The organism is Ruegeria sp. BJ3 (assembly GCF_056535665.1).
In genome coordinates this window covers 2,965,116-2,972,500 of sequence record NZ_JBQFIT010000001.1, presented here as the reverse complement: position 1 = coordinate 2,972,500, position 7,385 = coordinate 2,965,116, and the positions used below count along the sequence as shown (strand labels likewise).

The following is a 7,385-nucleotide window of genomic DNA, read 5'->3' as shown; positions in this document are numbered from 1 at the left end:
AAAGGAAATCAATTGATACTCCCCTAGTAGCGGCGAGCGAACGGGGACCAGCCGAGCCGGATAAGTGAGAAGAACATGTTGGGAAGCATGGCCATAGCGGGTGACAGCCCCGTATTCGAAGCTTTGACGGACGTATTAAGTAGGGCGGAACACGTGAAATTCTGTCTGAAGATCGGAGGACCACCTTCGAAGGCTAAGTACTCCTTGCTGACCGATAGCGAACCAGTACCGTGAGGGAAAGGTGAAAAGCACCCCGACGAGGGGAGTGAAACAGTACCTGAAACCGAACGCCTACAATCAGTCGGAGGCTCCTAGCGAGCTGACGGCGTACCTTTTGTATAATGGGTCATCGACTTGGTCTCACGAGCAAGCTTAAGCCGTTAGGTGTAGGCGTAGCGAAAGCGAGTCTTAATAGGGCGTATGAGTTCGTGGGATCAGACCCGAAACCGAGTGATCTAGGCATGGCCAGGTTGAAGGTGCGGTAACACGCACTGGAGGACCGAACCCACATCCGTTGAAAAGGATCGGGATGAGCTGTGCCTAGGGGTGAAAGGCCAATCAAACTCGGAGATAGCTGGTTCTCTGCGAAATCTATTTAGGTAGAGCGTCATCCGAATACCCCGGGGGGTAGAGCACTGGATGGGTAATGGGGCCCCACAGGCTTACTGATCCTAACCAAACTCCGAATACCCGGGAGTACTAGATGGCAGACACACTGCGGATGCTAACGTCCGTAGTGGAGAGGGAAACAACCCTGACCTACAGCTAAGGCCCCCAATTCATGGCTAAGTGGGAAAGCAGGTGGGACGACCAAAACAACCAGGAGGTTGGCTTAGAAGCAGCCATCCTTTAAAGATAGCGTAACAGCTCACTGGTCTAAACAAGTTGTCCTGCGGCGAAGATGTAACGGGGCTCAAGCCATGAGCCGAAGCTTAGGATGCCGTAAGGCATGGTAGCAGAGCGTAGTGTGACATAAGACTTATCCTCTTTAGTGTCTTTCGGGGCACCTTGGAGGATCGAGTCTTTTCGATGAAGCCGGCCTGTGAGGGATCCGGTGGAGAGATCACTAGTGAGAATGATGACATGAGTAGCGACAAAGAGTGTGAGAGACACTCGCCGAAAGTCCAAGGGTTCCTGCTTAAAGCTAATCTGAGCAGGGTAAGCCGGCCCCTAAGCCGAGGCCGAAAGGCGTAGGCGATGGGAACTAGGTTAATATTCCTAGGCCAGGAGGATGTGACGGATCACAGGTGTAGTTCAATCTTATCGGATTGATTGGGCTGCTGAGTGGTTCCCGGAAATAGCCCTCCATCAGACCGTACCCTAAACCGACACAGGTGGACTGGTAGAGCATACCAAGGCGCTTGAGAGAACGATGTTGAAGGAACTCGGCAAAATACCTCCGTAAGTTCGCGAGAAGGAGGCCCGGTTCCTAGGCAACTAGGGGCTGGGGGCACAAACCAGGGGGTGGCGACTGTTTATTAAAAACACAGGGCTCTGCGAAGTCGCAAGACGACGTATAGGGTCTGACGCCTGCCCGGTGCCTGAAGGTTAAAAGGAGAGGTGAGAGCCTTGAATTGAAGCCCAGGTAAACGGCGGCCGTAACTATAACGGTCCTAAGGTAGCGAAATTCCTTGTCGGGTAAGTTCCGACCTGCACGAATGGCGTAACGACTTCCCCGCTGTCTCCAACATCGACTCAGCGAAATTGAATTGCCTGTCAAGATGCAGGCTTCCCGCGGTTAGACGGAAAGACCCCGTGCACCTTTACTACAGCTTCGCACTGGCATCAGGACTGCAATGTGCAGGATAGGTGGTAGGCTTCGAAGCAGGGACGCCAGTTCCTGTGGAGCCTCCCTTGAGATACCACCCTTTGCATTCTTGATGTCTAACCGCGGTCCGTTATCCGGATCCGGGACCCTGCGTGGCGGGTAGTTTGACTGGGGCGGTCGCCTCCTAAAGCGTAACGGAGGCGCGCGAAGGTTGGCTCAGAGCGGTCGGAAATCGCTCGTTGAGTGCAATGGCAGAAGCCAGCCTGACTGCGAGACTGACAAGTCGAGCAGAGTCGAAAGACGGCCATAGTGATCCGGTGGTCCCGAGTGGAAGGGCCATCGCTCAACGGATAAAAGGTACGCCGGGGATAACAGGCTGATACTGCCCAAGAGTCCATATCGACGGCAGTGTTTGGCACCTCGATGTCGGCTCATCTCATCCTGGGGCTGGAGCAGGTCCCAAGGGTACGGCTGTTCGCCGTTTAAAGAGGTACGTGAGCTGGGTTTAGAACGTCGTGAGACAGTTCGGTCCCTATCTGCCGTGGGTGTAGGAGACTTGAGAGGAGTTGCCCCTAGTACGAGAGGACCGGGGTGAACGATCCACTGGTGGACCTGTTGTTGCGCCAGCAGCAGTGCAGGGTAGCTATGATCGGACAGGATAACCGCTGAAGGCATCTAAGCGGGAAGCCCCCCTCAAAACAAGGTCTCCCTGAGGGCCGTGGAAGACCACCACGTCAATAGGCCGGAGATGTAAGCGCAGCAATGCGTTCAGTTGACCGGTACTAATCGCCCGATAGGCTTGATTTGATCCAGTAACAGAAAGACAAATCACCAAAAGCATACACTGACCTTGAGTTGGACAATTACGTCGCTTTTGCTACGCAAATAGCGACGGTGTTGATTGATGTGAAACCCCGCAAGGGGTGACACAACAACCGTGCGGCAACGCGCATTCGCTTCGCGAATACGCTGCCTGCCGCGCGCCGCCTTTTTGCAAAGCAAAAAGAGCGACGGGGATTTTCCTCGGTTTGGTGGTCATAGCGCAAGTGAAACACCCGGTCCCATCCCGAACCCGGAAGTTAAGCACTGCAGCGCCAATGGTACTTGGGCTCAAGCCCCGGGAGAGTAGGTCACCGCCAAACCTAGAAAAATCCCCCCTCTCAAAAACGATGAAAAAACACGACCAGGTCTCAAACAGCCAAATAGGCAACAGACCAAACCAAAGTGTCGCGGGATGGAGCAGCCCGGTAGCTCGTCAGGCTCATAACCTGAAGGTCGCAGGTTCAAATCCTGCTCCCGCAACCACTTTTTCCGAACAAGCCGCCTCAGGGCGGCTTTCGTCGTTCTGGGCCAGACCAATCATTGCCGTCAAAGCGCCTTCAAAGTCAATTTGTACGCCGTCACCCTCATGCTGCACCGTGACACGTTCGATCAGGCCCCGGATGATCTCCAACGCCCCGGTGCGGATCGACGGGTCCGATAGTGCCTGCGCAAGATCTCCGACCTTGGAGCGATAAAGTTCGGACAGGTTCGGGTGCAATCGCACCGGGGACGGTGCGGGGTCGGAGAGCTTCGCCTCAAGATCGGCAATCTGCGTTTCGAGCTCTTCCAGCCTGGCCTGAAGACCTGGGGTGCGAATGCCTTCCGCAATCGCGTCATAAAACCCATTCAGTTTGCGCACGGCTTTGTCCCGTTCGGATTGCAGGCGGGTCCGGGTTGCCTCAATTGCGCCGGCTTCCGCGTTGACGGCTGTGCTGAAGGATCTGACAAATGCAGCCACGGCATCGGGCTGCATCAGTCGCTGACGAAGCAAATCCAGAACGGCGTCTTCCAGGACATTGCGGCGAATGGATTGCTTATGGGAACAAGTGCCGAGTTTGCGGGCGGCAGAGCAGGCGAGGTAGTCGCGCCCCACAGTGGCGAGTGGCCCTCCGCAGGTCCCGCAGAATGCAAGACCTGTCAGAAGGTGCTTCTTGCGGCGCTTCTCCCAAAACTTGGTTTCCTTGATGGCTTTGACGCGGGGATCAGCCTCGACCTCGCCTTGCCGCTGCTTGACCGCCTCCCAAAGTTCATCTCCGACGATCCGCAGATCAGGGACCTGCGCGATGATCCATTTAGACGGATCGTTGAGACGGGAAACACGTCTGCCGGTCTCTGGGTCCTTGATGTAGCGCAGCCGGTTCCAAACCAGACGGCCGATATAAAGTTCATTATTGAGAAGACCCGTTCCACGTGTGCGGTGCCCCCTGATGGCCGTGTCACGCCAAAGTTTGCCACGGGGACCGGGAATGCCTTCGGTATTGAGGTGGCGTGCGATGGCTTTCGGGGAATGCCCGTCGGTGAACTCTTGGAACACCCGCCGGACAATCTCGGCTTCCGCTGCGTTGATCACTCGTTCGCCCGTGACGGGTTGACCGTCCTGCCCGAGACGCCGGACGACGTCGTACCCATAACTGTTGCCGCCACCGGAGCGTCCAAGCTCCACCCGCCCGCGCAATCCCCGCCAGGTTTTATCTGCCAGATCTTTGAGGAACAGTTGGTTCATGGTCCCCTTGAGGCCCACATGCAACTCGCTGATCTCGCCTTCGGTCAGAGTCACGATGCCGACTCCTGCAAAGCTCAGGCGTTTGAAGATCGCAGCGATGTCTGCCTGGTCCCGACTCAAGCGATCCAGCGCCTCCGCCAAGATCAGATCAACTCGTCCTTCCTGGGTTGCATTGAAGAGCGCTTGCAGCCCGGGGCGCAACATGGACGCGCCAGAGACCGCCCGATCCGAATAGGCGTCTACAACGGTCCAGCCCTCGCGTTCTGCCCGTTCACGACACAGTCGCAACTGGTCTTCGATCGAAGCGTCCCGCTGCATCTGGCTGGAGAAACGGGCATAGATTGCGGCTCGGGTCATCGACGTACCTTTTTCTTCTGGTTGATCAGCGCCGCGTAATCCCGGCCTGCTTCAATGGTTTGGGCGTGGATATAGTGATGCTCTGCCGTTCCGAAGCTCGTATGGGCCAATATTGGCCGGATCAGCTTTGCGTGTTCCGGAGAAGAGCGCGCCAACGTCGTTGCGGCGGCATCCCGGAAGAAATGCGGCGGGATACGGCGACCCGTCAGCTTCAGGGTCTGCTCCGCGATCCGGGGGCTCAGCGCGGCTTTCTTCAAAGGAGTGCCAGACCGGCCAACCCACAGGACATTGTGATGTTGTTGGCCACGCTCCATTAAGAAAAGACGGGCTTCGTTGACATAACGGTGCAAGAGCGGCTCAACGCACTGGGGAACATCAGCCTCCCATGGCTGACCAGACTTGGTCAGATCCCCCGGGAGCGCGACGGTTATGGTGTCTGCTGTGACATGCAAGGATATGCCAATTTGAAGGCCTGCGAAGGCGCGTCGACGCATCGGCATCAAAGCCAACATGGCAATCATGGTGCCATCCCGCAGATACATCATTCTGCGAAGCGGTGTTGGTGCTGCTTCTGCATGATCCGTCGCCAGAGACATTCCCGCCTTGAATAGTACCTCGCTGGATAATACACGCCCAATTTTGCGATCCCGATCACCCCGACCCGCGGCGCGCTTCAATCCCGTTTTTAGCTTTCGTTGCCCAGACCAGTCCTGCGTCGGATCCGCTGCGGATAGGATACGCAACACGCCATCAATGAACATCAACCGGGTCATCGGCCGGGTGTGTGAGAGGTCCTGAAGCCATTCGGACAAACGAGGCAGGGTGGCGCGTCGCGCTGGATGCAGTCTGATCGCCTCCGTATCGCTGTTAATCAGCCATTGCAGCCAACGGGCATAGCGCAACTCCAAAGTCTTCAACGAGGTTGCGCGCAGATGAGCGAGGGCGCCGCAATCGTCAAGCGGGCCACCTTCTGTCTGAAGGTTGAGCCACATATCCCGGTCTTGCACGGGCCAATCAGACAGAGGCAGAACAAGGCTCATCAGCGACGCCCTTTCTTCGCGTCGATCAGGTCGGCAAAAGCACGTGTTGCCGAACGTGCCTCAAGACCGGAGTACATGTTGATGGTGTGGCTGACCTCGGAATGCCCAAGCAACCGGCGTGCAACCTCGTAGCCCCCAGGGTTGGCGTCGAGCCAGTTCATCACCGCAAAATGGCGAAACAGGTGGGCGTTCATCTCCAATCCCGTTTCCTTGCGGATCCGTTTGGAGATGCGTGCCGAAAGGGCGTTCGGGTCGATTGGGCCACAACTCTTTCGGCGTGGAAACAACCACGGCGTTCCCGCGAGGCAGAGTTCCGGACAGCGAGATTTGAGGTGCAAGTCGATCATGCGCACGACATCGCGTGGGATCTCGAACTCGACAGGACGCTCATTTTTTGTCTCGTCGTCTTCCAGAACCAGGTAGACATGCTCATCACCCGGGCGGCGCAAGTGCCGTTCGAGGTGGATGCCAGCCAGGTTCTTTACGCGAACCGGGCAGACCAGCAGAATGGCGATGGCGAGCGCGTCTTCGCGGGCCAGAGCCCAGCCATACGGCTTGGACGTGCCGCGTGGTCGCGCGAAGATTCGTTCAGGCAAGAGCAACAGCCGCTGCTGGTGCCGGTCGTCCTGCAACACGCGCAGCCTGCTTCGGTTCTTTGGGGTCATGCCATTCTGAGGTTTGATCGCCAGACGCGCGGCAAGCCCGGCCAGTGCGTCCCGCGTGTCATCGGGGGCATGAAGTATCCGGGCCAGGTTGCGGAGCAGCGCGGCAATCTCGCTGATCATCTTTGTGGTCTTGTTGTTGGTACGTGTCAGCATCTGGCGCAAACCAAGTTCAGCCATCACCGGATCGATCAGGACATCCAAACCGCCGATCTCCGTGATTGGGACACCGGAGTGAACCAGTTCGGAGGCGAACCGAACAAGCTGTCTTTGGTATTGAGACAGGGTTGCAGGACGGAGCCTTTTGTTCTGGCCGTCATCTGCCAGCGGGTCCGGAGTTGCAAGACGATGCATCAGTTTTGCAAGTTCGCTTTGGAAAGGCGTCGAAAATGCTGTCGCGGGAAAGGTGATGACCTTCTGGCGCGCTTCCAGAGGCAGGGTGATCCTGGGCCATTGTGAAATGCGTCGGACCGCCAGGTTCCAGCCGTTAACCGCAGCCCGATATGCAACATCAGGAGATTTGCTGAACTCGTTATGTTCAAGCGCTTCTCGATAGGCCGTGGCATGATTTGAACATACGTTGGAGGGCTCAATGCCCTGCCGGTTCAAAAAATGCACGAAGCGGCAGAGAGCGGGTTGCAAAGTCTTGTCGCCGGATGCCAGCACATCGGTCCAGAGCGCTTGCCAGCCGGCAGACAGATCATCGATCCGGTTGAAGCGCCGTTCAACAAGCCCGAACTGCGCAAGGGCGGCACGCGCATCACTGACCGCGTTTTGCCAACTCTTCGGTGCAAGACCGAGTGCTGCCGGTGTGACTTTGGACAGACGGGGCTGCAACCAGCGGCTATCGCAGGGCACATCCTCTGGCGGCAGCCCAAGGACTTTGGCCACGCGGCGCAGACCGGAGATCATGTCGCGGCGGCGTCCGTCCGACAGAGACCTCTCGGAGCGCAGTTGGTCGATGACTTCGGCAAACATCGGAGTGTCGACTTTGACGAAGGCAAGTGTCAATG

Annotated in this window: 3 protein-coding genes, 1 tRNA gene and 2 rRNA genes (1 of these 6 only partly in view); 3 read left to right on the top strand and 3 right to left on the bottom strand. The window is 57.2% G+C overall.

The features are described 5' to 3' along the window. The 3 genes from ACR3EL_RS14930 to ACR3EL_RS14920 form a co-directional block, all read left to right on the top strand. Positions 1–2,575, top strand: a 23S ribosomal RNA gene (locus ACR3EL_RS14930); it begins 253 nt to the left of the window's first position. 220 nt (positions 2,576–2,795) lie between these two features. After that, a 5S ribosomal RNA gene (gene rrf, locus ACR3EL_RS14925) occupies positions 2,796–2,910 on the top strand. An 86-nt stretch (positions 2,911–2,996) separates the two neighbouring features. Beyond that, positions 2,997–3,073 (top strand) — tRNA-Met (locus ACR3EL_RS14920). Here the strand turns inward: ACR3EL_RS14920 and ACR3EL_RS14915 are convergent. Genes ACR3EL_RS14915 through ACR3EL_RS14905 form a run of 3 tightly spaced genes read right to left on the bottom strand, consistent with a single transcriptional unit; the run spans position 3,030 to position 7,383 of the window. Further along, complete coding sequence (locus ACR3EL_RS14915; RefSeq protein WP_480722463.1) at positions 3,030–4,631, bottom strand: recombinase family protein; 1,602 nt, start codon at positions 4,629–4,631, stop codon at positions 3,030–3,032. The genes ACR3EL_RS14920 and ACR3EL_RS14915 overlap by 44 nt on opposite strands. A gap of 35 nt (positions 4,632–4,666) precedes the next feature. Then, positions 4,667–5,710 (bottom strand): tyrosine-type recombinase/integrase, encoded by a 1,044-nt coding sequence (locus ACR3EL_RS14910; protein WP_480722142.1) that lies wholly within the window; start codon positions 5,708–5,710, stop codon positions 4,667–4,669. After that, a complete protein-coding gene (locus tag ACR3EL_RS14905; protein WP_480722140.1) occupies positions 5,710–7,383 on the bottom strand; it encodes a hypothetical protein in 1,674 nt (557 codons plus the stop codon). Before ACR3EL_RS14905 ends, ACR3EL_RS14910 begins: the two co-directional genes overlap by 1 nt. Positions 7,384–7,385: the final 2 nt, after the last annotated feature.